The sequence below is a fragment of the Schinkia acidoalkalinis genome (assembly GCF_054301215.1).
On record NZ_CP182573.1, the window covers coordinates 3,252,669 to 3,276,734 of the forward strand.

Below are 24,066 nucleotides of genomic sequence, written 5' to 3' on the forward strand. Positions count from 1 at the left end.
TACGTAACATAATAATCAATGCAAAAAAAATATCGAATAAAATCGCAAACTTTTTCATGCAGACTAAATCTAGGTTAAGAGCCTATACATAAAAATTTTGAACCGATAACGGAGAAAAGTAATTAAGATTACACGTGGATAGAGAGGAAATGCCAAGGGCTGAAAGCATTTCTCCATGATGACTTGACGAAGAACACTCCTTAGGTTTCACTCTGAAAAGCCATTGCTTAGTAGGAGATGGACGTTTCAGGCGTTAACTGAGCGAGTGGAAGCGGCAGAAGGATTATTGCAGCTTCAACTAGGGTGGCACCACGGGAATAAACTCTCGTCCCTACATTTATATGTAGGGATGGGAGTTTTTTTAATTGTCTTGCACTTTTTGAATGGGAGGTAGATAAAATGTCGATTAACATTCCACGCGGTACACAGGATATCTTGCCGGGCGTTGTAGAGGAATGGCAGTATGTTGAACAAAAAATGCGAGAGATGTGTAAACGATACAATTATAGTGAAATCCGGACACCGATTTTTGAACAAACAGAGCTATTCAAAAGAGGTGTCGGTGAAACAACAGATATCGTCCAAAAAGAGATGTATACTTTCGAAGATCGCGGCGGTCGTAGTATGACCTTAAGGCCTGAAGGAACAGCACCAACTGTTCGTTCCTTTGTTGAGCATAAAATGTTTGGTGATCCAAATCAGCCTGTTAAGCTATTTTACGTAGGACCGATGTTTCGCTATGAGCGGCCACAAGCGGGCCGTTGGCGTCAATTTGTCCAATTTGGCGTAGAGGCATTGGGTAGCAATGATCCTGCGATTGATGCCGAAGTCATCGCTTTAGCCATGGATGTTTACCGTGAACTTGGCTTAAAGCATTTAAAGTTGGTCATTAACAGCTTAGGTGATATCGAAAGCCGCAAAGAGCACCGCCAAGCGCTGATCAATCATTTTCAGCCTCGGATTGGTGAATTTTGTTCGGATTGTCAAAACAGGCTTGAAAAAAATCCGATGCGGATTCTCGATTGTAAAAAAGACCGTGACCATGAATTAATGAAATCAGCTCCATCGATTTTAGAGTATTTAAATGAGGAGTCACGGAACTTTTTTGAAAAGGTAAAAATGTATTTAACGGCCATGGGTGTTGAATATGAAATTGATCCAGGATTGGTGCGCGGCTTGGATTATTATAATCACACTGCCTTTGAAATTATGAGTGATGCTGAAGGCTTTGGTGCCATCACAACATTAATGGGTGGAGGCCGCTATAATGGCTTGGCAGAAGAAATTGGAGGCCCGCCAACGCCGGGAATCGGCTTCGCGCTAAGTATTGAAAGACTGTTATTGGCATTGAAAGCAGAAAACGTAAGCCTGCCGATTGATAAGGCACTCGATTGCTATATAGTGGCCCTTGGGGAAGAAGCAAAAGACAAAGCAACTTCGCTTTTATATGAACTAAGAAAAGCAGGATTTATAGCTGATAAAGACTACCAAGATCGAAAAATGAAAGCACAATTTAAAGCGGCAGACCGCTTAAATGTAAAATATGTTGCCGTACTCGGCGAAGATGAGCTAGCGAAAAATGCCATCAATGTAAAGGACATGGCAACTGGTACACAGCAAGAGGTTCAGCTTGCAAACTTTATTGAGTATTTACTAGAGAGAAGCTAAATTTTAGGAGGAAAAGGAAATGTCACAATTAGGTAGAAGCCATTATTGTGGTGAATTACGGGAATCACATGTAGGAGAAGTCGTGCAATTAAAAGGTTGGGTACAAAAGCGCCGTGACTTAGGGGGTCTTATTTTTATCGATTTAAGAGACCGCACTGGTATTGTTCAAGTCGTTTTCAGCCCAGAAGTATCTGGAGAAGAAAATGTCAAAACAGCTGACCGTGCAAGAAGTGAGTTTGTTTTAGATATTAAAGGAAAAGTAGTTGCCCGTGCGGAAGGGACATATAATAAAAACATTCCTACAGGAACAATTGAAATTCAAGCTCAAGAAATTGAAATTATCAATGCCTCAAAAACACCGCCATTTTTAATTGAGGAAGATGTTGATGCTTCTGAAGAGCTTCGCTTAAAATATCGTTATCTTGATCTTCGCCGCCCTGAAATGTTTAAAACATTACAAATGCGTCATCAAGTATCAACAACAATCCGTAATTTCTTAGACGAGCATGGTTTCTTAGATGTGGAAACACCAATTTTGACAAAAAGCACGCCAGAAGGGGCACGTGATTATTTAGTACCAAGCCGTGTTCATGAAGGTCAATTTTACGCATTGCCACAATCACCACAGCTTTTCAAACAGTTATTAATGGTTTCAGGTATTGACCGTTATTATCAAATTGCCCGTTGTTTCCGTGATGAAGACCTTCGTGCTGACCGTCAGCCTGAATTTACACAAGTCGATATTGAAACATCGTTTTTAGATAAAGAAGATTTAATTACCTTAATGGAAAAAATGATGACAAAGGTGTTAAAAGTAGTGAAAGGAATCGATATTGCTACACCATTCCCACGTATGACTTATGCAGAAGCAATGTCACGTTATGGCTCTGATAAGCCTGATACTCGCTTTGCTATGGAGCTTGTTGATGTAGGTGAGATTGTGAAGGATTCCGACTTTAAAGTATTTTCCAATGCTTTATCCGGCGGTGGACAAGTAAAAGCCATCAATGTTAAAGGGGCAGCTGAAAAATACTCTAGAAAAGATATCGACTCTCTAGTAGAGTATGTAAGTCGCTATGGAGCTAAAGGCTTAGCCTGGTTTAAGGTGGAAGAAGACGGCCTTAAAGGTCCTATTGCAAAATTCTTCAATGAAGAACAGCAAGCAGCTATCCAAAAGACGCTTGAAGCTGAAGCTGGAGATTTATTAATGTTAGTAGCGGACTCTAAACAAGTTGTAGCCGATAGCTTAGGTGCTCTTCGTCAAAAGCTTGCTAGAGACTTGCAATTAATCGATGAAACAAAATTTAATTTCCTTTGGGTAACAGATTGGCCACTATTAGAGTTTGATCCTGAGGCTGGACGTTATTTTGCTGCCCATCATCCATTCACAATGCCAGTACGTGAAGAGATTCCGTTGTTGGATACAAACCCTGGTGAAGTACATGCCCAAGCCTATGATATTGTATTAAACGGCTATGAGCTTGGCGGTGGATCTTCTCGTATTTATGAACGTGATATTCAAGAAAAAATGTTTAAAGTTCTTGGCTTACCAGAAGATGAAGCACGTGAACAATTTGGCTTCCTATTAGATGCGTTTGAATATGGAACACCTCCACATGGTGGTATTGCGATTGGTTTAGACCGTTTTGTTATGCTATTAGCAGGTCGCACAAACCTTCGTGACACAATAGCGTTCCCTAAAACAGCGAGTGCAAGCGATATTATGACAAATGCACCAAGCTTTGTAAGTCATGATCAATTATTAGAGTTGAATTTACAAGTTAAATTGTAAAAGTAACTATAATAAAATGTTTAATAAATGGTAAAAATTGGTCAATCTCGTAAATATTATTGATATTATGATTTGGGTATGATACTATTTATTTACAAAGTCCTGAGGTGCACGTTATTTAACCTATTAGTTTTGACCGAACATTGAAACTAAGGGAGTTTGGAGTTTTCAGGCTACGTACACGCCTCATTCGGAAGCTGGCATTTGCCGCCCAGAGGAAGCACAAAGCCATGAAACAGAGCACCCACCTGCGATAAGCGGGTTCAAACAAAGGCGGAGTGACGACACGGATCGGGACTTTAAAAGATGAAACTTCAGCCCTAAGCAATTTTGCTTAGGGTTTTTTACGTGCAAAAAGTTTCCTTGTTATTTGCTAGTTTTCCAAGTAAAATTATAGGAAAAGTACCTTTGTATGATTGCTTTACTATTAGGAAATAACATTACTATTACATAAATTTTGGAGAGTGAAACCTTTGTTACATCAATTTTCAAGAAATGAATTAGCTTTTGGCAAAGAAGGTTTAGATTTACTTAAAAATACGACTGTTGCTGTCTTAGGGATTGGCGGTGTCGGCTCATTTGCGGCAGAATCATTAGCACGTACAGGGATTGGCCGCTTAGTATTAATTGACAAAGATGATGTCGACATCACGAATGTTAATCGCCAGCTTATCGCCTTATTATCTACAATTGGACAATCAAAAGCTGAACTAATGAAAGAAAGAATTGCCGACATTAACCCAGAGTGTGAAGTCATTGCCTTAAAAATGTTTTACACAGAAGAAACCTATGAGGAAATTTTTAATTATGGATTAGATTATGTAATCGACGCATCGGATACTATCATCTATAAAATCCATTTAATGAAAGAGTGCTTAAAACGTAACATCCCGATTATTTCAAGCATGGGTGCGGCAAACAAAATGGATCCAACACGTTTTCGAATCGCCGACATTTCCAAAACCCATACAGATCCAATTGCTAAGATTGTACGGCAGAAGCTTCGCAAAGAAGGCATTCGTAAAGGCATCCCTGTTGTGTTTTCAGATGAAAGCCCAATCGTTATTCGTGAAGAAATTAGAAAAGAAATTGCCAATGAGAATTCAGCAATTAGAAAAGCAAAAATGCCGCCTGCATCCAATGCATTTTGCCCATCCACTGCTGGTTTAATCATGGGAGCATATGTTGTGAAGGAAATTTTAAAGGACATAAAAATAAATAGAGTTGCACCGGAATAAGAAAACCTGGAGCTGAACAGAAAAAATGAGGCTGACCATTCAGCCTCATTTTGCAATTTGTCCATAATCAGTATCATGCTGTTCTGTAAACACCTGCGGGCTAATGTTTCCTTCATCAGAAAATGAAACCATCCGCCTTGCTCGATCCATAATTTGGACAAGTGATTGATAATCTTCTTGTATCATTCTATTTTCCTGCTTTAATCTCTGTAACTTTTTATCGAGTTTTTCTTTTTCTTCTACTAAATGTTTGTTCTCTTTGTTAAGTCTGTCATTTTCAGACTGTAGAATATGAGAGTTTATTCCCATATTTTTAATGGAGTAGAGGTAAGAGATGACCGTCTCTAAATTTAGTTCAGTTGCCATTTCTTGCATAGTTTCTACTTCTTTAGTAAATGGTTGTTCTTCTATATCATCATAATACGAGGCATAGGTTTGTGTTCTTTCATTGGGTTGTACTTGTGCATGGACCGATTCAATACTATTGGGTTGTACTTCACTTCGCTCTTGTACTTGCAAAGCAAGCGCACGTTTCCGCTCTTTCCGTTGTTTTTTTGCAAGTTCCATAGCTTGGTGATATTTTTTCCGTACCTCAGCGTTCCAGCGGAATCCACAGGCGGCAGAGGTCCGATTTAATTTATCGCCAACTTCATCAAATGCATTTAATTGTGTGCTACCTTCACGGATATGCCGCAGTACCGTTTCTGCCAGTAGAAGGTCATCTTCATGTGACCAGGCATCCTGTCTTACTTTCATAAATTTCAACTCCCTGATTTTATTTTCTAGTAGTTTGCCCAATTTTTATATGATTATACTTTCTAGATGCTATGATGATAGTTTTTGGGAATGAAAAGTTTATAAAAGTAGAATTGGTTTAGATTGAAGCGAGAAAACGGGAATCATTTCCCCTTCTTCAACTGCTCCAGCCTTTCGTAAACCTTGGCAAAATGCTTTTCCTGGCCGCTTTCCTTTGGAGAATAATATTTTCTGTCTTTAAGGGCATCAGGCAAATACTGTTGATTGACCCATGAATTTGGATAATCATGTGGGTATTTATAACCTGCACCATGTCCCAATACAGCCGCACCATTGTAATGGGCATCCCGCAAATGCATCGGGATTTCTCCACTTGCTCCATTTCTTACATCTTGCAATGCTAAATCTAAAGCTTTATAAGCACTATTCGATTTAGCTGATAAACATTGTTCAATGACAATGTTAGCAAGTGGAATTCTAGCTTCCGGTAATCCTAGACGTTCTACAGCATTGATAGCCGCAACTGTATGTACACCAACTTCTGGGGAAGCAAGGGAAACATCCTCGTAGGCGATGACCAAAAGCCTTCGGCAAATGGAAGTTAAATCCCCGCCTTCTATTAATCGAGCAAGGTAATGAAGTGCTGCCGAGACATCGCTTCCCCTAATTGATTTCTGTAGGCAGGAAAGCAGCGAATAATAAAGATCACCATGTTTATCATGAGAAAATCCTTTATTTTCAACACATTCTTTGACTACCTCTAGATCAATGGTAATGATTTCAGAATCCTTCTCATTGGATGCTTGGACAACCTCTTCAAGAATGTTTAAAGCTGATCGGGCATCCCCGTTTGTAGAGGAAGCAATCATCTGCACGGCTTCGTTTGCCATATTGATGTTCATTTTCCCTAATCCTCGCTCTTTATCAGAAAGGGCGCGTTGTAATAATTCCTCCAAGTCTGATGGAGCCAGCGGTTTTAATTCTTTAATCTGACCACATCTGCTTCTAATCGCAGGGTTGACATCGTGGAACGGGTTTTCCGTTGTTGCCCCAATTAATGTTATTAATCCACGTTCAACATGTGGCAAGAGAAAGTCTTGTTGTGCTTTATTAAATCTATGAATTTCATCAATAAATAAAATTAATTTTCCTTCTGTCTTTGCCGTTTCAACAGCATCCTCTAAATCCTTTTTCCCAGCTGTTGTTGCATTTACTGCTGTAAATGGAAATTCAACTGTACCGGCGATGGCTTTGGCGATTGATGTTTTGCCGACTCCGGGCGGTCCATATAATAGCATCGATGGGACAAAACCATTATGAATCATTTTGTAAAGTGACGTACCTTTGCCAATCACATGCTTTTGACCGACAACTTCATCTATATTACGAGGCCTCATTCTGTATGAGAGAGGTTCCACGACATAAAAATCAAACAACAACTTTCATCACCTCAATTGTTCCTATCCTTATACTTTATCATACAACGAATCACTTTCATTTCAAATTTCCGAGCATCATGCTAAAATATCATAATCTATATATTTGGCGAAAGAAGGATGAACTTGAAAAAGTGGTTCGTTTATTTAGTAGGACTGTTAGTGATGACCTTTGGTATTGTTTTAGTCATTCAGGCTGACCTCGGCAGTGCTCCATGGGATGTGCTTCATATCGGCTTATATAAACAGATTGGTTTAACCATTGGCAGCTGGTCGATTATGATTGGGATTGTTGTCCTTAGTACGTCGGCTATACTAGCAAAAGTATTTCCAAAATTAGGTGCTTTTTTAAATATGCTTTTATGTGGAATTTTTACCGACATTTATTTATTAATTCCATGGCTAAAAACACCTGCTACATTGGTCGGCCAACTATTGATGTTATCGGGCGGTATTATTCTAATGGCGTATGGGATGGCCATTTATATTTCAGCCAATGTCGGCACAGGTCCAAGAGACAGTCTCATGTTGGTTCTTATGCAAAAGACAAAAATAAAGGTGCAATGGATTCGCTTTATGATGGAAATAATTGTATTAACAGCAGGCTGGTTGTTGGGTGGTCCTGTTGGCATTGGAACGATTATCGTTTGTTTAACGATTGGTCATGTCACAGGATTTGCGTTGCCGCAGTGTCAAAAGATTACGAATAGCTGGGTGGTACGCAAGACAGCTTCCATGACTGAGGTCGGAAAAAGTCTATAATTTGGTTGAGAATAGTAAAAACCTTCAAACAATGTAGTTGTATCTAAATTCATGGTATAATAGCGATGATTATGCCTAATTGTGTCGGATATTGTATTTGATGATATTAATATAGAGGTGAAAGCTGTGAAAATTTCTACAAAAGGGCGCTACGGTTTAACAATCATGATTGCTCTTGCAAAAAAACAAGGTGAAGGTCCGATTCCACTTAAGAATATCGCTAAGGACCATGATCTTTCTGAACATTATTTGGAACAATTGATTGCACCGCTACGTAATGCAGGCTTAGTGAAAAGTGTACGTGGAGCATATGGTGGTTATATTTTAGCTAGAGAAGCTGAAAAAATTACAGCGGGTGATATTATTCGCGTGCTCGAAGGACCGATTAGTCCTGTTGAGGTCCTGGAAGATGAAGAACCGGCAAAACGTGAGCTATGGATAAAAATTAGAGATGCGGTCAAGGATGTATTAGATACGACAACCCTTCAGTATTTAGCAGATTATGAGGGCGATAATAGTCAAGATGCCTATATGTTTTACATTTAAAGAGGTGAAAGCATGCAACAAGCTATATACTTAGATCATGCTGCAACAACTCCTACTCATCCGGAAGTTGCTAAAGCGATGGTTCCTGTAATGGTAGAGATTTTTGGCAACCCTTCAAGTGTGCATTCATTTGGACGCAGGGCACGCCATGAAGTAGATGAAGCGCGGGCATTAATAGCAGGCTCTATTAATGCTACAGAAAATGAAATTATTTTTACTAGTGGCGGTACGGAAGCGGATAACACCGCTTTGTTTGGTGTTGCTATGTCCAATAAGGAAAAAGGCAATCACATTATTACAACAGCGATTGAACATCATGCCATTCTTCATACTTGTAAACAACTAGAAAAAGAAGGCTTTGAGATTACTTATTTGCCAGTAAACGAAAATGGCGAAGTTCGCGTAGAAGAGTTACAAGCGGCCATTAAGGATTCTACTATTTTAGTATCAGTCATGTATGGAAATAATGAGGTTGGCACTATACAGCCGATTCAAGAAATCGGCGAGCTATGTGCAGAGCAGAAAATCCTATTTCATACAGATGCCGTTCAGGCCTATGGCATCCAAAAAATTGATGTAAAAAAGTTGCATATCGATTTATTGTCAGTATCAGCTCATAAAATCAACGGTCCAAAAGGGATTGGATTTTTATATGCAAGAAATGGCGTGAAGTTTTTGCCCCGTCAACTCGGAGGTGAACAGGAACGGAAACGCAGAGCAGGAACAGAAAATGTCCCAGGGATTGTCGGTTTCAAAGAGGCCGTCCGCCTTGCACAAGCAGGAATAGATGAAAGAATTAAGAAATATGAGCAATTTAAACAAAAAATGGTGGAAGTCTTCAGAAAAGAGGATCTGCAGTTTTCAGTCAACGGTGAAGGTGCTAGAGACTTGCTTCCCCATGTATTTAATGTTTCCTTTCCGGGTACAAATGTTGAATCGATGCTTGTCAATCTTGACTTAGCAGGAATTGCAGCTTCAAGTGGATCAGCGTGTACGGCGGGCTCAATCGACCCTTCCCACGTCTTGGTGGCGATGTTTGGAAAGAAATCTGATAAAATAGCAAATTCAATCCGCTTTAGTTTCGGCTTAGGGAACACGATAGAGGAGATTGAAGAAGCGGCATATGAAATAGCGAAAATCGTGAAAAGAATTGTGAAATAAGAGGGGGTGGAACAGGCTATGAATAATCAAAAAACACCACAAGAAACAAGAGTTGTTGTCGGCATGTCCGGGGGCGTTGACTCATCTGTTGCTGCATTATTGTTAAAACAGCAAGGGTATGATGTTATCGGGATTTTTATGAAAAACTGGGACGATACCGATGAAAACGGGGTTTGTACAGCAACCGAAGATTTCAATGATGTCATCCGAGTTTGTAATCAAATTGGCATTCCTTATTATGCAGTGAACTTTGAGAAACAGTATTGGGATAAGGTGTTTACTTATTTTTTGGATGAATATAAAGCAGGACGTACGCCAAATCCGGATGTTATGTGTAATAAAGAAATAAAATTTAAAGCATTTTTAGAACATGCCCTTACATTAGGGGCCGATTACTTGGCAACAGGTCATTACGCACAGGTTGAATACCGTGATGGGGAATATAAAATGCTCCGCGGTGTAGATGACAATAAGGATCAAACCTATTTTTTAAATCAACTGGGGCAGGCACAATTATCAAAGGTGATGTTTCCATTAGGAAAGCTGCCTAAGTCTGAAGTGCGTAAAATCGCTGCAGAGGCAGGACTGGCAACTGCAACGAAAAAGGATAGCACCGGCATTTGCTTTATCGGTGAACGAAATTTCAAGGAGTTTCTAAGCAATTACCTACCAGCACAGCGTGGGAAAATGATGACGCTGGATGGAGATGTCAAAGGAACACATGATGGACTTATGTACCATACGATTGGACAAAGGCATGGCTTAGGTATTGGTGGTTCAGGAGAACCTTGGTTTGCTATTGGTAAAAACTTAAAAGAGAATATTCTCTATGTCGGCCAAGGCTTTCATAACGATGCTCTTTATTCTGACTTCTTGATTGCTGTTGACGCGAGCTGGGTTAGTGACCGCAAACCAAAGGAGACTTTTCAATGTACTGCAAAATTCCGTTATCGTCAACCTGATACGCCGGTAACAGTCGAAATCATTGATAATCAAAAAGTTATGGTCACCTTTGCAAATCCTGTTAGAGCAATCACACCTGGACAAGCGGTTGTATTCTATAATGGTGATGAATGTTTAGGCGGCGCAACGATTGATGAAGTATACAAAAATAATGAACGTCTGACATATGTATAGGAATGAAGCAAGGGGGGGAAGCAACATGACAGATAAAAACAGTTTGGGTATTCAATATATGCAGCAAGGGAAATATGAAGAAGCTGCGAAGATGTTTAGTGAAGTGATTGAAGAAAACCCGAAAGATCCTATTGCCTATATTAATTTTGGTAATTTACTCGCAGCTGTTGGTGAACATGTGCGGGCAATTAATTTTTTTAATAAAGCACTTGAAATAGATGATACTTCCGCTACCGCTTATTACGGTGCCGGAAATACATATTACAATCATGAAGATTACACCAAAGCGAAAGACAATTTTGAGCAGGCGATCAAGCTTGGCTTACATGAAGCAGATGTATATTTTATGCTTGCAATGAGCTTAGCCCAGCTAGGGCAAGAAAAGCTGGCACTACCCTATTTTCAAAGAGCAGTTGAATTAAATAATTTAGATGAAGAGGCTCATTTTCAATATGGTTTATGTTTAGCATTGTTGGAAATGGTGGATGAAGCCATTCCTCATTTTGAAAAAACAATCGAGTTAAATGATGAGCATACTGATGCCTTTTATAATTTGGGGGTTTCTTATGCATTTAAAGATGAGCCAAATAAGGCGCTCGAAATGTTTGACAAAGCATTGGAAATTCAACCAGATCATTTTCTTGCGGCAAACGGCAAGAAAAATGTGGAGGAACTTTTCCGAAAACACTAAACAAAGCTTCAAAGGGGAATAACAATGGAAAGACAACAATCTCTAGAGTTTATAGAAGAACAGAAGAAATTCGTTAAAGGAAAACTCATTGTGATGATATTTCATAACGAACAAACTCTATATTCCGTAGCACGCATTCGAATCAGCGAAACGAATGAAGATTATTCGGATAAAGAAGTTGTTGTTGCTGGTTATTTTCCATACATACATGAAGATGAAGTATACACATTTTTTGGGAATTTGCACCAACATCCAAGGCATGGAATGCAATATCAAGTTCAACAATTTCGTAAAGAATTACCACAAACAAAGGATGGAATCATTCAATATCTTTCCAGCGACCTTTTTGTCGGCATTGGTAAAAAAACAGCGCGGAAAATTGTTGATACATTAGGGGAGCGGGCCATTTCAAAAATATTAGAAAACCCGTCCGTGTTGACAACAATTCCAAAGTTTCCTGAGGAAAAAGCAAAGTTGCTTTATGATACGTTGATGCACCACCAAGGTCTTGAACAAATTATGATTTCTTTAGCAAATTTCGGCTTTGGTCCACAGCTTTCAATGAAAATTTATCAAACCTATAAGGAAGATGCATTGGAAGTGGTTGGGAATAATCCCTATAAATTAATTGAAGATGTTGAAGGAATTGGATTTGCAAGAGCTGATGAATTAGGACAAATGTTAGGGATTAGCGGGAATCACCCTGACCGGATCCGTGCTGGTTGCCTTTATATAGTTAACCAACAATCCCTGCAGGAAGGCCATGTTTATTTAGTGCTCGAGACTTATCTAACACAGGTTTATAAATTAATTAATGAAAAAGCGAAAGAGAATAAAGTGTCGGAAATCGACATTTCTCGGGAAATAATTGGTCTCGGTGAAGAAGAAAAAATCATCATTGAAGAAGATCGAGTTTATTTACCATCGCTTTATTTTTCTGAAAAAGGCATTGTCACGAGCCTGAAGAAAATAACCGCTCAGCAAGAGTTTACTGAACAGTTTCCAGAATCTGAGTTTCTGAAGGCACTTGGCGGCCTTGAAGAAAGATTAAAGGTTCAATATGCTCCCTCACAAAAGACAGCCATACAGACGGCCATTTCTTCGCCTCTCATGATTTTAACCGGCGGCCCTGGAACAGGGAAAACGACTGTTATTAAAGGGATTGTTGAAATTTACGCCGAACTGCATGGTTGTTCCTTAAACCCTAAAGACTACGATAAAGATGATGCGTTTCCAATTATTCTATGTGCACCTACAGGAAGAGCGGCAAAGCGGATGACAGAATCAACGGGCCTTCCAGCGGTAACGATTCATCGTCTTCTTGGCTGGAATGGCTCTGAAGGCTTTAATCATGATGAGGATCAACCAATAGAAGGAAAGTTGGTCATTATTGATGAATTTTCGATGGTTGATGTTTGGCTTGCAAATCAATTATTAAAGGCACTACCATCCCAAATTCAAGTCATTATTGTTGGTGATGAAGATCAATTGCCTTCTGTTGGACCAGGACAAGTATTGAAGGATTTATTAAAGGCAGAAATTATTAATACCGTCCGCCTTACAGATATTTATCGTCAATCTGAAGGCTCGTCCATTATTGACCTTGCCCATAGCATTAAAGGCGGCATTCTACCTGAGGATATTACAAAACCAAAGGTAGACCGTGCTTTTTTCAAATGTAAACAAGATCAAGTCTTGGAGGTCGTTCGTCAAGTCAGTGCAAATGCCCTCAAGAAAGGCTATACGGCCAAAGACGTTCAAGTATTAGCCCCGATGTACCGGGGGAGTGCCGGAATAGACGCTTTGAATCAAATGTTGCAAAATCTTTTTAATCCAAAAGCGGAACAAAAACGAGAACTGACCTTTGGTGATATTGCCTTTCGAGTGGGTGACAAGGTGCTGCAGTTGGTTAATCAACCAGATGATAATGTCTTTAACGGCGATATAGGCGAAATCATTAGTGTCATCTATGCCAAGGAAACTGTTGAAAAACAGGATCAAATTATTATCAACTATGAGGGAACAGAGGTCATGTACACCCGTCAAGATCTAAATAATATCACCCATGCTTACTGTTGTTCCATTCATAAATCACAGGGCAGTGAGTTTCCAATCGTTATTTTGCCAATTGTAAAAGGGTATTACCGGATGTTAAGGAGAAATTTAATTTACACCGCTGTTACACGCAGTAAAGATTATTTAATCCTCTGCGGTGAAGAGGATGCCCTAAAAAATGGTGTATTGCGTCAAGATGAAGGGTTAAGACAAACAACCTTGACCGAAAAGATTATTGAACGTTTTGGTGAAAATGGGATAAGTGAAGCTGCTGATGAAAACATGGAAACATTATCACCGTATGATTTTATGTGAAATCCGCAATCTATGTAATGAGTTGACTCTTAACTTTTGTGTCAGCTTATGTTACATGAATGTTCGAGGGGTGGGGTCCTGTTGCGAACGTTCTCATCAATCAAAGATTTGCCGGTTTATGATAAAAGAACAGGTAAAGAGCTCGGTAAGGTATTGGATCTTTGTTTTGATAAAACAGGAACAGTTAAAGGTTTCATGATGGATACAAAGGGGCTACTAAAAAAGAATAAACTTATTCCCTATTCTCAAATTTCCTCTCTTGGAATAGACGGGGTCATGTTGTCTAATGAACCAAAGAACGATCAAATTTCTGGGAAACTCATCGGATTACATCTTCTTGAAAATGGTGATGAGCGGATTATCGGCAAGCCGATTGTTACGACTGAGGGGGAAAAGCTCGGCTTGGTAGAAGATGTATATTTTATGGAAGAATTGGGCACCATTATAGGGTATGAAGTTACGGACGGATTTTTTGCTGATATGTCGGAAGGTCGAAAGGTATACCAATCCAAACAACCTTTGACCATTGGTGAAAATATCCTAATCGTCGATTTAAATAAAATAGATCATGAAGATGATGAAAGCTTGCATAACATGCCTGTTGTTTGATGAAAGAGGAGGACATACCCATGATGAAGTGCCCTAATTGTGCCAGCAAGGACATTGGAAAGATCGGTGTAAACCAATATTATTGCTGGAATTGCTTTATCGAGCTATCTGTAGACAAAGATCGTTTATATACCCATCAAGTAGAGGAAGATGGTACGTTAAGTTCATTGGATGACCTATTTTCAGAGGAGGACTTACGGTTGGAAATGTGAAAATTTTCTTCTAGGGGTGATTGTATTGAATAAAACAATGACGTCTTTATTGGCTTTAGGAATCGGTGCGGCTGCTTATAGCATGACGAAAGGAAACAATAATTTCATAAATGCTCGTTCGATGAAAAGAGTACGAAAGCGAATTTCTAAGGCTATTTTTTAACCTATAGAACGAAAATGTTACAGAAAATAAGGGGGCTGATTTTTCAGCCTCCTTTATTGATACAATCGTAAGGGGTGGTTTTGTGGGAACGTCCTGGAGTTATAAATGGCTGATTCGTGCTGCTACCTTGCTTATCATTTTTTTGTGCATCTTTGTTTTTCTAAAGTTAACACCTATTTGGAAACCGGTTTTTCACATTATATTCATCGTGTTATTACCTCTTGTTATTGCGGGGTTTATTACTTATTTATTGCTGCCGATTATTGAGGGTCTTCATCATCGTGGAATCCCCAGAACGGTGTCGATTTTGAGTATTTATATCCTTTTTTTTGGTGGAATTGGCTTTGGGCTTTATAAGCTATTTCCACAAATCATAAAGCAATTAAAAGATTTAAGTGAAAACCTCCCATACTTAATCAATACATATCGAGGCTGGATTGAAGAAATTGATTTTAGAACAAAACATTTTCCAAATGAAATTCATACAAGAATTGAACAAGGACTAAGTGGAATTGAAAATGCCGTGAATCAACTTATTTCATCCTTTTTAGAGTTTTTAAAAGGGTTGGTTAATTTCCTTGTTTTCTTTGCCCTTGTACCTTTTATTGTTTTCTATATGTTGAAGGATATTGGCTCTTTTAAGAAGGCGGTTTGGTATATTACACCAAGAAAATGGCGTAGACCGGGGATTGAGCTTTTAAAAGATATTGATGAATCGCTCGGCAACTATTTAAGAGGGCAACTTTTTGTTTGCATAATTATTGCTGTTGTGGCATCTGCAGCTTTTTGGATGACCGGTATGAGTTACCCGTTATTATTGGGGAGCATCATTGGCGTCACGAATTTTATCCCTTATTTTGGGCCGATTATTGGTGCAATTCCAACTGTTATCGTTGCTTCAACTATTTCAATGAAAATGGTCATTATTGTTGCCATCATCATTTTTTGTTTGCAATTTATTGAAGGAAATATTTTATCACCATTCATCGTTGGGAAAAGCCTACATATGCATCCTGTAGTGATTATTTTGGCTCTATTGGTCGGCGAAGAAATTGCTGGAATTCTCGGTCTGATACTAGCTGTTCCAATCTTAGCGATTTTACGGGTCGTTGTAACCCATTTAAAGCTTAACCTTGAAAAACAACCGCATATTTCAAATGAATAATGTTTGACAAAGGTTTCATTTTCTGTCTAAAATGAAAAAGTGAGTGTCTAAAAATATCGTTGAACGATGACGGAACAAGTAGATTACAGCCCATTTTATAAGAGAAGGGTTTCCATGGCTGAAAGAAACTCTAAATGAAGAGTAATCGAATGCTGCTCCCGAGTGTTTAGTTTCGAAAGCTAAGCCGTTTACCGCGTTAAGGTGTTAAAGGTGATGAAATTTATTTCATAATCAGGGTGGTACCGCGAGGAATTCTAGCTCTCGTCCCTGCAGTTTACTGTAGGGGTGGGAGCTTTTTTAATAGGAGGATTTAATGATGAAAAAATTAACTGCAGCACAAATTCGACAAATGTACCTTGATTTTTTCAAAGAAAAAGGACATGCAGTCGAGCCAAGCCGCTCTCTTGTCCCACATGAAGATCCATCATTATTATGGATTAACAGTGGAGTGGCAACATTAAAGAAATATTTTGATGGTCGCGTTATTCCAGATAATCCACGGATTTGTAATGCCCAAAAGTCAATTCGCACTAATGATATTGAGAATGTTGGAAAAACAGCAAGACATCATACATTTTTTGAAATGCTTGGTAACTTCTCCATTGGTGATTATTTTAAAAAAGAAGCGATTGAGTGGGCATGGGAATTTTTAACCTCTGAAAAATGGTTGGCACTTGAGCCAGAAAAGCTATCAGTCACAATCCATCCTGAGGATCATGAAGCTTACGATTTCTGGTTACATGATATTGGTATTCCAGCTGAACGCATCATCCGGATTGAAGGGAACTTCTGGGATATTGGTGAAGGTCCGAGCGGCCCGAATACAGAAATTTTCTATGACCGTGGCGAAGCTTTTGGCAATGATCCAAGTGATCCTGAGCTTTATCCAGGCGGTGAAAATGAAAGATATCTTGAGATTTGGAATTTAGTTTTCTCTGAATTCAACCATAATCCAGATCACACTTATACGCCGCTGCCAAAGAAAAATATTGATACAGGTATGGGCTTGGAGCGTGTTGCATCTGTTATGCAAGAAGTTCCAACGAACTTTGATACAGACCTATTTATGCCAATCATTAAGTCAACAGAAGAAATTTCAGGCCAGAAATATAATGAAAGCAAAGAAAAAGATGTTGCTTTTAAAGTCATTGCTGACCATATCCGTACAGTTACCTTTGCGGTAGGAGATGGTGCTCTTCCTTCAAATGAAGGCCGCGGCTATGTACTCCGACGCTTGCTGCGCCGTGCTGTCCGTTATGCTAAGCAAATTAACATTAACCGTCCATTCATGTTTGAACTCGTTCCGGTTGTAGGCGAAATTATGGTTGACTATTATCCGGAAGTAAAAGAAAAAACAGCCTTTATTCAAAAAGTAATCAAAAACGAGGAAGAGCGGTTCCATGAAACACTGCACGAGGGCTTAGCGATTCTTTACGAAGTAATTCAGAAAGCGAAAAGCGGTGGAAGTACAGTAATTCCGGGTGAAGATGCCTTCCGTCTGTATGACACATATGGATTCCCGTATGAATTAACAGAGGAATATGCAGAAGAAGAAGGCATGACCATCGACAAGGGCGGATTCGACGTTGAAATGGAAAAGCAGCGTGAAAGAGCACGCAGCGCCCGTCACGATGAAGGCTCTATGCAAGTTCAAGGTGGCGTTCTTGGTGATATTAAGATAGAGAGTAAGTTTATTGGCTACGATAACAGTGATGCTGTGTCTCGTATTGAGGTTGTTTTGCAAAATAATGAATATGTAGAGCATGTACAAGTTGGTGAAGAAGCACAAATTATTTTGAACGTAACTCCGTTTTACGCTGAATCAGGCGGTCAGATTGCTGACCAAGGGTACTTAGTTAGTAACGAACTTACACTTCGTGTAAAAGATGTTCAAAAAGCACCAAACGGACAGCATCTTCATTCTGTTATTGTTGAAAAAGGCATCCTAACAAAAGGTATGACCGTTACAGCAAAAATTGATGAAGACAAACGTAATGCCATTATCAAAAATCATACAGCAACACACTTGCTTCATCAGGCATTAAAAGACGTTCTAGGCAACCATGTAGCCCAAGCGGGATCATTGGTATCTCCTGAGCGCCTACGTTTTGACTTCTCACACTTCGGTCAAGTAAAACCAGAAGAGTTAGATGAAGTTGAAGCGATTGTAAACAGCAAAATATGGAATAGCCTTGATGTAGAAATTTCCCATAAAGGCTTGAAAGAAGCAAAAGAGTTGGGAGCAATGGCTCTATTTGGCGAAAAATACGGTGATATTGTTCGCGTCGTTAAGGTTGGAGGATATAGTTTAGAGCTTTGCGGCGGTTGCCATGTAACGAATTCTGCGCAAATTGGCTTATTTAAAATTGTTTCTGAATCCGGAATCGGCGCAGGTACACGTCGAATTGAAGCGGTAACAGCCCAATCGGCTTATACACTAATGAATGATCAAATTAATCTGTTAAAAGATGCTGCACATAAGTTAAAAACAAATGTGAAAGAGGTTCCGGCAAGAATTGAAGCACTTAACGGAGAAATACGTCAACTTGGGCGTGAAAATGAGTCATTGATAGCAAAACTAAGCAATATTGAATCTTCAAACCTTGTCAATGAAGTAAAAGAGATTAATGGTGTTAAACTATTAGCTAAGAAAGTAAATGTAAAAGATATGAACAGCCTGCGTACAATGGTTGATGATTTAAAAAATAAATTAGGCTCCGCTGTTATTATTCTTGGTGCGGTGAGTGAAGATAAGGTGAATTTAACTGCCGGCGTAACAAAAGATTTAATTGAGAAAGGCTACCATGCAGGAAAATTAATAAAAGAGGTGGCTTCTCGCTGCGGCGGTGGCGGTGGCGGCCGTCCTGATATGGCCCAAGCTGGTGGGAAAAATCCAGGTCAATTAGTCGATGCATTAAATTATGCAGAAGAATGGATGAAATCTATTTCGTAATTTTACCAATATAGTGTAAAATTAAGTTAATGATTGTTGGACAAGAATAAGGTGGGAGTAATGAGCCTCTACACTCTCACCTCTAACTTCTAGAACGGAGGTGTGTCAAGATGAGCTCAATGGATAATACGATGCGCTTTAACTTTCAAGATGAGCCAGTTGATACAAATGTAAAGGATGTACTTTATACGGTGTATGAAGCATTACAAGAAAAAGGCTATAATCCGATTAATCAGATTGTTGGTTATCTGCTTTCTGGCGACCCGGCCTATATTCCGCGCCATAAAGATGCGCGCAATATTATACGGAAACTTGAAAGAGATGAATTAATCGAGGAATTGGTGAAATCCTATCTAGAGACTCATCGAGAAGGCACGAAGGAATGAGAGTAATTGGACTAGATGTAGGAACAAAGACAATTGGTGTGGCAGTCAGTGATGAATTAGGTTGGACAGCCCAAGGGATTGAAACGATTAAGATAAATGTAGACCAAAATAATTTTGGACTTGAACGCATCGAGACATTTATCAATCAGTATCATCCTGAAAAAATTGTGGTTGGCTTTCCGAAAAACATGAATGGCACAGTTGGACCGCGAGGAGAAGCTTGCCTGGAATTTGCGGAGCTTTTGAAAAAAAAGTTTCATATTGAGGTTGTGCTTTGGGATGAAAGACTTTCAACGATGGCAGCTGAGCGGATTTTATTAAGTGGTGATGTGAGCCGCAAAAAGCGCAAAAAAGTTATTGATAAAATGGCTGCTGTTATGATATTACAAGGATACCTAGATAGTAAACAATAAAGGAGTGGAATTGAATGGCTAAAGAAGAAAAAGAGCGTATTATTATTCCTGATGAAAATGGCGAAGAGCATCTATTTGAAGTTTTATTCACATTTGATGTAGAAGAGACAGGCAAATCTTATATGGTGTTGGAACCTGTTGGATCAAGTGAAGAAGAGGATGAAGATGTAGAGGTTTTTGCCTTCCGTTTTGAAGATAATGGCGACGATGAAGACGACCTCGCCCTATTCCCAATTGAAACTGATGAAGAATGGGAAATGGTTGAGGAAATGTTGGCTACTTTCTCTGAAGAGGAAGATGAAGAAGACGAATAAAATATATATTCTAATAGGGCGAGCCATTTACTGGTTCGTCTTTTTTTTGGTCATAAACTACCAATTTAACCCAAATTATGCGTTTTTTCGAAAAAAATCGCTCGAAATTTGTTATTCATATAGTATAATTATACGGACAGGAAGGAGGCGCATTTTTTGGGTAAATCAAACAAAAAGGATTACAATGCGAAACTGCTTGAACGAGAGCACGAGGCACGCCTAGTTCGCAGAATTGTCGCCATTATTATATCATTCATTACATTTGTACTCATCGGTACAGCAATTGCTGGTTATTTTTATATAAATTCAGCATTGGAGCCCGTTAACAAACAAGACCACTCGCAAATTAAAGTAACAATACCAATAGGTTCTTCAGTAAGAGGGATTGCAAACGTTCTCGAAGAAAACGGGATTATAAAAAACGCTACTGTATTCCGCTACTATATCAAATTTAAAAATGAGGCAGGATTTCAAGCGGGTGAATATAAACTAAGCCCGTCAATGGATTATGGAGATATTATTGCCCATTTAAAAACAGGTAAGGTTATGCAGGAAGCGGAGTTTACAATCACCATTCCTGAAGGGAAACAATTGGAGGAAATTGCAACCATCATCTCTAAAAAGACAAATTATCCAGAAAAAGAAGTGATTGAAAAACTAGATAATCGAGAGTATATCAAGAGTCTCATTAAAAAGTATCCTTCGATATTAACGGAAGACATTTTGAAAAAGGACATCCGCCATCCTTTGGAGGGATATCTATTCCCAGCCACATTTTCATTTTTTGAAACAAAACCAAAACTGGATGAAATTATTGAAAGTATGCTTGCTAAAACAGATGAGATCGTAACACCTTATCTAGACCAAATAGATGAAAAAGGTCTTACCGTTCATGAATTTATGACAATGGCTTCTTTAATTGAAGAAGAAGCAACTGAAAAGGCGGACCGTGAAAAGATTTCTACAGTTTTTTATAATCGGATTAAAAAACAAATGCCACTACAAACGGATCCTACTGTATTATATTCTTTAGGAAAACATCAGGTAGGAATTACCTATAAGGATTTAAAGGTAAATTCACCGTATAACACCTATAAAGTTGTCGGCTTGCCGCCAGGTCCAATCGCCAGCCCCGGTGAAATCTCAATGGAGGCTGCTATAAATCCGGCAGATCAGGACTATTTATATTTTTATTCACGTCCGAACGGTGAAACGATTTTCTCTAAGACTTTAACTGAGCATAATAACATCAAAAATCAATACAAGCATGAATGGGATGAATTTAAAAAGGATGAATAAGTTCACGCGGCGCATTTGATTTCAGGGGAATGTCAATTGATGGCAAAAGCTTATCAGTTCGCATTCCCTTTTTTTTTGTGTTAAAATATATCTTATGTTTTAAAGGAGGTCTTTATTCTTGTTCGTACCTAATGAGGTAACTGCCTATATCGAAAGTTTAGTTCCTGAAAGGGATCCTCTTATTTCTGAAATAGAGAAATATGCAAAAGAGAATGGGGTACCGATTATGGAACTTGTTGGGATGGAAGCATTGTTGCAATTCTTAAAACTGCTTCAGCCAAAAGCAATTTTAGAAATTGGTACAGCGATTGGCTATTCGGCAATAAGAATGGCAAAAGCTTTGCCTACAGCACATATAACGACGATAGAGCGTGATAAAATCCGTTATGAAAAGGCGATTGAAAATATAGATGCTCTACATCTACAGGAACAAATTTCAGTCCTCTTCGGGGATGCGCTTGAGACGAAAGACGAAGTGAGTAAACATGCTCCGTTTGATTGTATCTTTATCGATGCTGCCAAAGGTCAATATACTCGCTTTTTTGAACTTTATAGTCCGCTATTACACCAACATGGTGTTATTTTTTCCGACAATGTCCTATTCAGAGGCTTAGTTGCCAAAGCTGAAATTGAGGAGAAACGCCATCGGAATTTAGTTGAAAAAATTAAAGGATATAATAAATGGCTGATGAACCATCCTGATTTTGAAACAATGATTTTAACGGTCGGGGATGGAATTGCGATTAGCCGTAAGAGGTGAGAACATGATGAAACCGGAAATTTTGGTCACACCAACGTGTGTAAATGATATTGAATTACTTGCTGAAGCGGGAGCAGACGCCGTGATTATTGGCGAAGAACGCTATGGACTCCGCCTTGCAGGTGAGTTTAAAGGAGAAGACTTAACGAATGCTATCAAGGTAGCACACGAGCACAATCTTAAAGCTTATGTTGCTATTAATGCCATTTTTCATAATGAAAAACTTGAAGAATTAAAGGATTATGTTGCATTTGTGAAAGAAGCGAATGCCGATGCCATCGTTTTTGGAGATCCTGCTGTGTTAATGACTGTAAGGGAAGTTGCTCCGGAAATGAAACTGCATTGGAATACTGAAACACTTGCAACGAACTGGTATACATGTAATTATTGGGGCCGTAAAGGGGCGAAACGCGCTGTCCTTGCCCGTGAGCTTAACATGGACGCTGTTGTTGAAATCAAAGAAAATGCCGAGGTTGAGATTGAAGTCCAAGTCCACGGTATGACAGCAATGTTTCAATCAAAACGGACTCTAATCGGAAATTATTATGAATTCCAAGGAAAAACAATGAAGGTTGAAAATCGTGCAATGGCCGATCAGATGTTTCTCCATGATAAGGAAAGAGGAAATAAATATCCAGTTTTTGAAGATGAAAATGGGACACATATTATGAGCCCAAATGATATTTGTATTATTGATGAGCTAGAAGAGTTGATTGATGCCGGCATTGATAGCTTTAAAATTGACGGTATTCTAAAAACCTCTGAATATATCGTTGAAGTAACGAAACTATACCGTAAGGCCATTGATTTATGTGTCGATGACCGTGAACAATATGAGGAAATAAAAAACGAGTTGCTTGCTGAAATCGAAGCGATTCAGCCGGCTAATCGTCCATTGGATACCGGATTTTTCTATAAAGAAACGGTGTACTAAGACAGGAAGGAGTGCTACAAGTGACAGTTATAGCTGATAAAATATCTGAAATCATCGACGGTAAGCGTGTGATTGTGAAAAAACCAGAGCTTCTTGCTCCAGCCGGTAATTTAGAAAAATTGAAAATTGCTGTACATTATGGGGCGGATGCTGTTTTCATTGGTGGCCAAGAATATGGGCTGCGTTCAAATGCCGATAATTTCTCCCAAGAAGAGATGGCTGAAGGTGTTGAATTTGCCAAAAAATATGGTGCGAAAATTTATGTAACGACAAATATCATTGCCCATAATGAAAATATTCCGGGGTTGGAGGAATATTTAAAAGGCGTCGAAAATGCTGGGGTTGCCGGCATCATTGTTGCCGACCCGCTTATTATTGAAACGGCCAAGCGCGTTGCTCCAAAGCTAGAGACACATTTAAGTACACAGCAATCCCTTTCAAACTGGAAAGCAGCACAGTATTGGAAGGAAGAAGGCTTAGAACGCGTTGTCTTGGCACGGGAGGCAAGTGCTGAGGAAATCAGAGGAATTAAAGAAAATGTCGATATCGAAGTCGAAATCTTTATTCACGGAGCCATGTGTATTGCTTATTCCGGACGATGTACATTAAGCAATCATATGACAGCGCGAGACTCAAACAGAGGTGGTTGCTGTCAATCATGCCGATGGGATTATGATTTATATAAATTAGAAAATAATAATGGTGAAATAGTGGAAAACCCGCAATTTGCTGAAGGTGACCTTCCTTTTGCGATGAGTCCAAAGGATTTAAATCTGATTTCTTCTATCCCAAGTATTATTGAGCTTGGCGTTGATAGCCTGAAAATTGAAGGAAGAATGAAATCCATTCACTACATTGCTACAGTTGTCAGCGTTTATCGTAAAGTGATTGATACCTATTGTGCAGACCCTGATAATTTTGTCATTAAACAAGAGTGGCTTGACGAGCTAGATAAGTGTGCTAATCGTGATACAGCGCCAGCCTTTTTTGAAGGTGTGCCTGGGTATAAAGAGCAGATGTTTGGAAATCATAGCAAAAAGACAACCTATGATTTTGCAGGATTGGTGTTAGACTATAATCCTGAAACTCAGATGGTGACTTTGCAGCAACGGAACCACTTTAGGCCGGGTGATGAAATTGAATTTTTCGGACCTGAAATCGGTAATTTTAAAATGGTCGTTGAAAAGATTTGGGATGAGGACGGCAATGAACTTGATGCAGCCCGCCATCCATTACAAATTGTAACCTTTAAGGTGGACAAGCAAGTGTTCCCATACAACATGATGAGAAAGGGGATTTAA

23 protein-coding genes, 1 other RNA gene and 2 other annotated features are annotated in these 24,066 nt (G+C 39.1%); of the genes, 22 read left to right on the forward strand and 2 right to left on the reverse strand.

All coding sequences use genetic code 11. The features are described 5' to 3' along the window. Nucleotides 1–96: 96 nt before the first annotated feature. Nucleotides 97–336: a binding site (T-box leader), on the forward strand. 63 nt (nt 337–399) lie between these two features. The 4 genes from hisS (at nt 400) to ACNQFZ_RS16375 (ending at nt 4,698) form a co-directional block, all read left to right on the forward strand. Further along, the gene (gene hisS / locus ACNQFZ_RS16360; RefSeq protein ID WP_458412389.1) at nt 400–1,668 is read left to right on the forward strand and encodes a histidine--tRNA ligase; all 1,269 of its coding nucleotides are present in this window, start codon (nt 400–402) and stop codon (nt 1,666–1,668) included. 19 nt (nt 1,669–1,687) lie between these two features. Next, nucleotides 1,688–3,460, forward strand: a complete 1,773-nt coding sequence (gene aspS, locus ACNQFZ_RS16365) for an aspartate--tRNA ligase (RefSeq protein ID WP_458412390.1) — start codon at nt 1,688–1,690, stop codon at nt 3,458–3,460. Between the two features lie 96 nt (nt 3,461–3,556). After that, a non-coding RNA gene (ssrS, locus tag ACNQFZ_RS16370) (6S RNA) lies at nt 3,557–3,762 on the forward strand. A 171-nt stretch (nt 3,763–3,933) separates the two neighbouring features. Further along, the gene (locus ACNQFZ_RS16375; RefSeq protein ID WP_458412391.1) at nt 3,934–4,698 is read left to right on the forward strand and encodes a tRNA threonylcarbamoyladenosine dehydratase; all 765 of its coding nucleotides are present in this window, start codon (nt 3,934–3,936) and stop codon (nt 4,696–4,698) included. Between the two features lie 45 nt (nt 4,699–4,743). Here the strand turns inward: ACNQFZ_RS16375 and ACNQFZ_RS16380 are convergent, their stop codons facing one another. Both ACNQFZ_RS16380 and ACNQFZ_RS16385 read right to left on the reverse strand, forming a co-directional pair. After that, nucleotides 4,744–5,454 carry an RsfA family transcriptional regulator gene (locus ACNQFZ_RS16380; RefSeq protein ID WP_458412392.1) on the reverse strand — a complete coding sequence of 237 codons (711 nt, stop codon included), beginning with the start codon at nt 5,452–5,454 and terminating at the stop codon, nt 4,744–4,746. Between the two features lie 143 nt (nt 5,455–5,597). Further along, the gene (locus tag ACNQFZ_RS16385) at nt 5,598–6,851 is read right to left on the reverse strand and encodes a replication-associated recombination protein A (RefSeq protein WP_458415415.1); all 1,254 of its coding nucleotides are present in this window, start codon (nt 6,849–6,851) and stop codon (nt 5,598–5,600) included. Between the two features lie 159 nt (nt 6,852–7,010). Between ACNQFZ_RS16385 and ACNQFZ_RS16390 the strand changes: the two genes are divergently transcribed. From ACNQFZ_RS16390 to ACNQFZ_RS16475, 18 genes are all read left to right on the forward strand, one after another. Continuing rightward, nucleotides 7,011–7,652 (forward strand): YczE/YyaS/YitT family protein, encoded by a 642-nt coding sequence (locus tag ACNQFZ_RS16390; protein WP_458412393.1) that lies wholly within the window; start codon nt 7,011–7,013, stop codon nt 7,650–7,652. Nucleotides 7,653–7,778: 126 nt separating this feature from the next. Continuing rightward, nucleotides 7,779–8,198, forward strand: a complete 420-nt coding sequence (cymR, locus tag ACNQFZ_RS16395; protein WP_458412394.1) for a cysteine metabolism transcriptional regulator CymR — start codon at nt 7,779–7,781, stop codon at nt 8,196–8,198. Between the two features lie 12 nt (nt 8,199–8,210). Continuing rightward, nucleotides 8,211–9,359: a cysteine desulfurase family protein gene (locus tag ACNQFZ_RS16400; protein ID WP_458412395.1), complete on the forward strand. Its 1,149-nt coding sequence runs from the start codon at nt 8,211–8,213 to the stop codon at nt 9,357–9,359. A gap of 18 nt (nt 9,360–9,377) precedes the next feature. Beyond that, nucleotides 9,378–10,496: a tRNA 2-thiouridine(34) synthase MnmA gene (mnmA, locus tag ACNQFZ_RS16405; protein ID WP_458412396.1), complete on the forward strand. Its 1,119-nt coding sequence runs from the start codon at nt 9,378–9,380 to the stop codon at nt 10,494–10,496. Nucleotides 10,497–10,521: 25 nt separating this feature from the next. Further along, nucleotides 10,522–11,187, forward strand: a complete 666-nt coding sequence (locus tag ACNQFZ_RS16410; RefSeq protein WP_458412397.1) for a tetratricopeptide repeat protein — start codon at nt 10,522–10,524, stop codon at nt 11,185–11,187. Between the two features lie 24 nt (nt 11,188–11,211). Then, nucleotides 11,212–13,557, forward strand: coding sequence for an SF1B family DNA helicase RecD2 (recD2, locus tag ACNQFZ_RS16415; RefSeq protein ID WP_458412398.1), 2,346 nt, complete (start codon nt 11,212–11,214; stop codon nt 13,555–13,557). A gap of 81 nt (nt 13,558–13,638) precedes the next feature. Further along, nucleotides 13,639–14,166, forward strand: coding sequence for a PRC-barrel domain-containing protein (locus tag ACNQFZ_RS16420; protein ID WP_458412399.1), 528 nt, complete (start codon nt 13,639–13,641; stop codon nt 14,164–14,166). Between the two features lie 20 nt (nt 14,167–14,186). Beyond that, nucleotides 14,187–14,378, forward strand: a complete 192-nt coding sequence (locus ACNQFZ_RS16425) for a hypothetical protein (protein WP_458412400.1) — start codon at nt 14,187–14,189, stop codon at nt 14,376–14,378. Nucleotides 14,379–14,403: 25 nt separating this feature from the next. Continuing rightward, nucleotides 14,404–14,541 (forward strand): YrzQ family protein, encoded by a 138-nt coding sequence (locus tag ACNQFZ_RS16430; RefSeq protein WP_458412401.1) that lies wholly within the window; start codon nt 14,404–14,406, stop codon nt 14,539–14,541. A gap of 82 nt (nt 14,542–14,623) precedes the next feature. Further along, nucleotides 14,624–15,706 carry an AI-2E family transporter gene (locus ACNQFZ_RS16435; RefSeq protein WP_458412402.1) on the forward strand — a complete coding sequence of 361 codons (1,083 nt, stop codon included), beginning with the start codon at nt 14,624–14,626 and terminating at the stop codon, nt 15,704–15,706. 57 nt (nt 15,707–15,763) lie between these two features. Continuing rightward, nucleotides 15,764–15,978 (forward strand) — a binding site (T-box leader). Nucleotides 15,979–16,022: 44 nt separating this feature from the next. Then, nucleotides 16,023–18,659 carry an alanine--tRNA ligase gene (gene alaS / locus ACNQFZ_RS16440; protein ID WP_458415416.1) on the forward strand — a complete coding sequence of 879 codons (2,637 nt, stop codon included), beginning with the start codon at nt 16,023–16,025 and terminating at the stop codon, nt 18,657–18,659. 110 nt (nt 18,660–18,769) lie between these two features. Then, nucleotides 18,770–19,045 (forward strand): IreB family regulatory phosphoprotein, encoded by a 276-nt coding sequence (locus ACNQFZ_RS16445; protein ID WP_458412403.1) that lies wholly within the window; start codon nt 18,770–18,772, stop codon nt 19,043–19,045. Continuing rightward, a complete protein-coding gene (gene ruvX, locus ACNQFZ_RS16450; RefSeq protein ID WP_458412404.1) occupies nt 19,042–19,458 on the forward strand; it encodes a Holliday junction resolvase RuvX in 417 nt (138 codons plus the stop codon). Before ACNQFZ_RS16445 ends, ruvX begins: the two co-directional genes overlap by 4 nt. 14 nt (nt 19,459–19,472) lie before the next feature. Next, nucleotides 19,473–19,772, forward strand: coding sequence for a DUF1292 domain-containing protein (locus ACNQFZ_RS16455; protein WP_458412405.1), 300 nt, complete (start codon nt 19,473–19,475; stop codon nt 19,770–19,772). Between the two features lie 156 nt (nt 19,773–19,928). After that, on the forward strand, nt 19,929–21,071 hold the full coding sequence (gene mltG / locus ACNQFZ_RS16460) for an endolytic transglycosylase MltG (RefSeq protein WP_458412406.1): 1,143 nt from the start codon (nt 19,929–19,931) through the stop codon (nt 21,069–21,071). Nucleotides 21,072–21,189: 118 nt separating this feature from the next. Continuing rightward, complete coding sequence (locus tag ACNQFZ_RS16465) at nt 21,190–21,831, forward strand: O-methyltransferase (protein WP_458412407.1); 642 nt, start codon at nt 21,190–21,192, stop codon at nt 21,829–21,831. Nucleotides 21,832–21,835: 4 nt separating this feature from the next. Then, nucleotides 21,836–22,765, forward strand: a complete 930-nt coding sequence (locus tag ACNQFZ_RS16470; protein WP_458412408.1) for a peptidase U32 family protein — start codon at nt 21,836–21,838, stop codon at nt 22,763–22,765. A gap of 29 nt (nt 22,766–22,794) precedes the next feature. Beyond that, nucleotides 22,795–24,066 carry a peptidase U32 family protein gene (locus ACNQFZ_RS16475; protein WP_458415417.1) on the forward strand — a complete coding sequence of 424 codons (1,272 nt, stop codon included), beginning with the start codon at nt 22,795–22,797 and terminating at the stop codon, nt 24,064–24,066.

What these genes read in the sequence shown, in the direction of transcription:
- recD2 (WP_458412398.1), top strand. Translation starts at nt 11,212, where the DNA reads ATGGAAAGACAACAATCTCTAGAGTTTATAGAAGAACAGAAGAAATTC.
- ACNQFZ_RS16380 (WP_458412392.1), bottom strand. Translation starts at nt 5,454, where the DNA reads ATGAAAGTAAGACAGGATGCCTGGTCACATGAAGATGACCTTCTACTG.
- mnmA (WP_458412396.1), top strand. Translation starts at nt 9,378, where the DNA reads ATGAATAATCAAAAAACACCACAAGAAACAAGAGTTGTTGTCGGCATG.
- ACNQFZ_RS16445 (WP_458412403.1), top strand. Translation starts at nt 18,770, where the DNA reads ATGAGCTCAATGGATAATACGATGCGCTTTAACTTTCAAGATGAGCCA.
- ACNQFZ_RS16390 (WP_458412393.1), top strand. Translation starts at nt 7,011, where the DNA reads ATGAACTTGAAAAAGTGGTTCGTTTATTTAGTAGGACTGTTAGTGATG.
- alaS (WP_458415416.1), top strand. Translation starts at nt 16,023, where the DNA reads ATGAAAAAATTAACTGCAGCACAAATTCGACAAATGTACCTTGATTTT.
- ACNQFZ_RS16400 (WP_458412395.1), top strand. Translation starts at nt 8,211, where the DNA reads ATGCAACAAGCTATATACTTAGATCATGCTGCAACAACTCCTACTCAT.
- ACNQFZ_RS16425 (WP_458412400.1), top strand. Translation starts at nt 14,187, where the DNA reads ATGATGAAGTGCCCTAATTGTGCCAGCAAGGACATTGGAAAGATCGGT.
- hisS (WP_458412389.1), top strand. Translation starts at nt 400, where the DNA reads ATGTCGATTAACATTCCACGCGGTACACAGGATATCTTGCCGGGCGTT.
- ACNQFZ_RS16385 (WP_458415415.1), bottom strand. Translation starts at nt 6,851, where the DNA reads ATGAGGCCTCGTAATATAGATGAAGTTGTCGGTCAAAAGCATGTGATT.
- ruvX (WP_458412404.1), top strand. Translation starts at nt 19,042, where the DNA reads ATGAGAGTAATTGGACTAGATGTAGGAACAAAGACAATTGGTGTGGCA.
- ACNQFZ_RS16470 (WP_458412408.1), top strand. Translation starts at nt 21,836, where the DNA reads ATGATGAAACCGGAAATTTTGGTCACACCAACGTGTGTAAATGATATT.
- ACNQFZ_RS16455 (WP_458412405.1), top strand. Translation starts at nt 19,473, where the DNA reads ATGGCTAAAGAAGAAAAAGAGCGTATTATTATTCCTGATGAAAATGGC.
- aspS (WP_458412390.1), top strand. Translation starts at nt 1,688, where the DNA reads ATGTCACAATTAGGTAGAAGCCATTATTGTGGTGAATTACGGGAATCA.
- ACNQFZ_RS16410 (WP_458412397.1), top strand. Translation starts at nt 10,522, where the DNA reads ATGACAGATAAAAACAGTTTGGGTATTCAATATATGCAGCAAGGGAAA.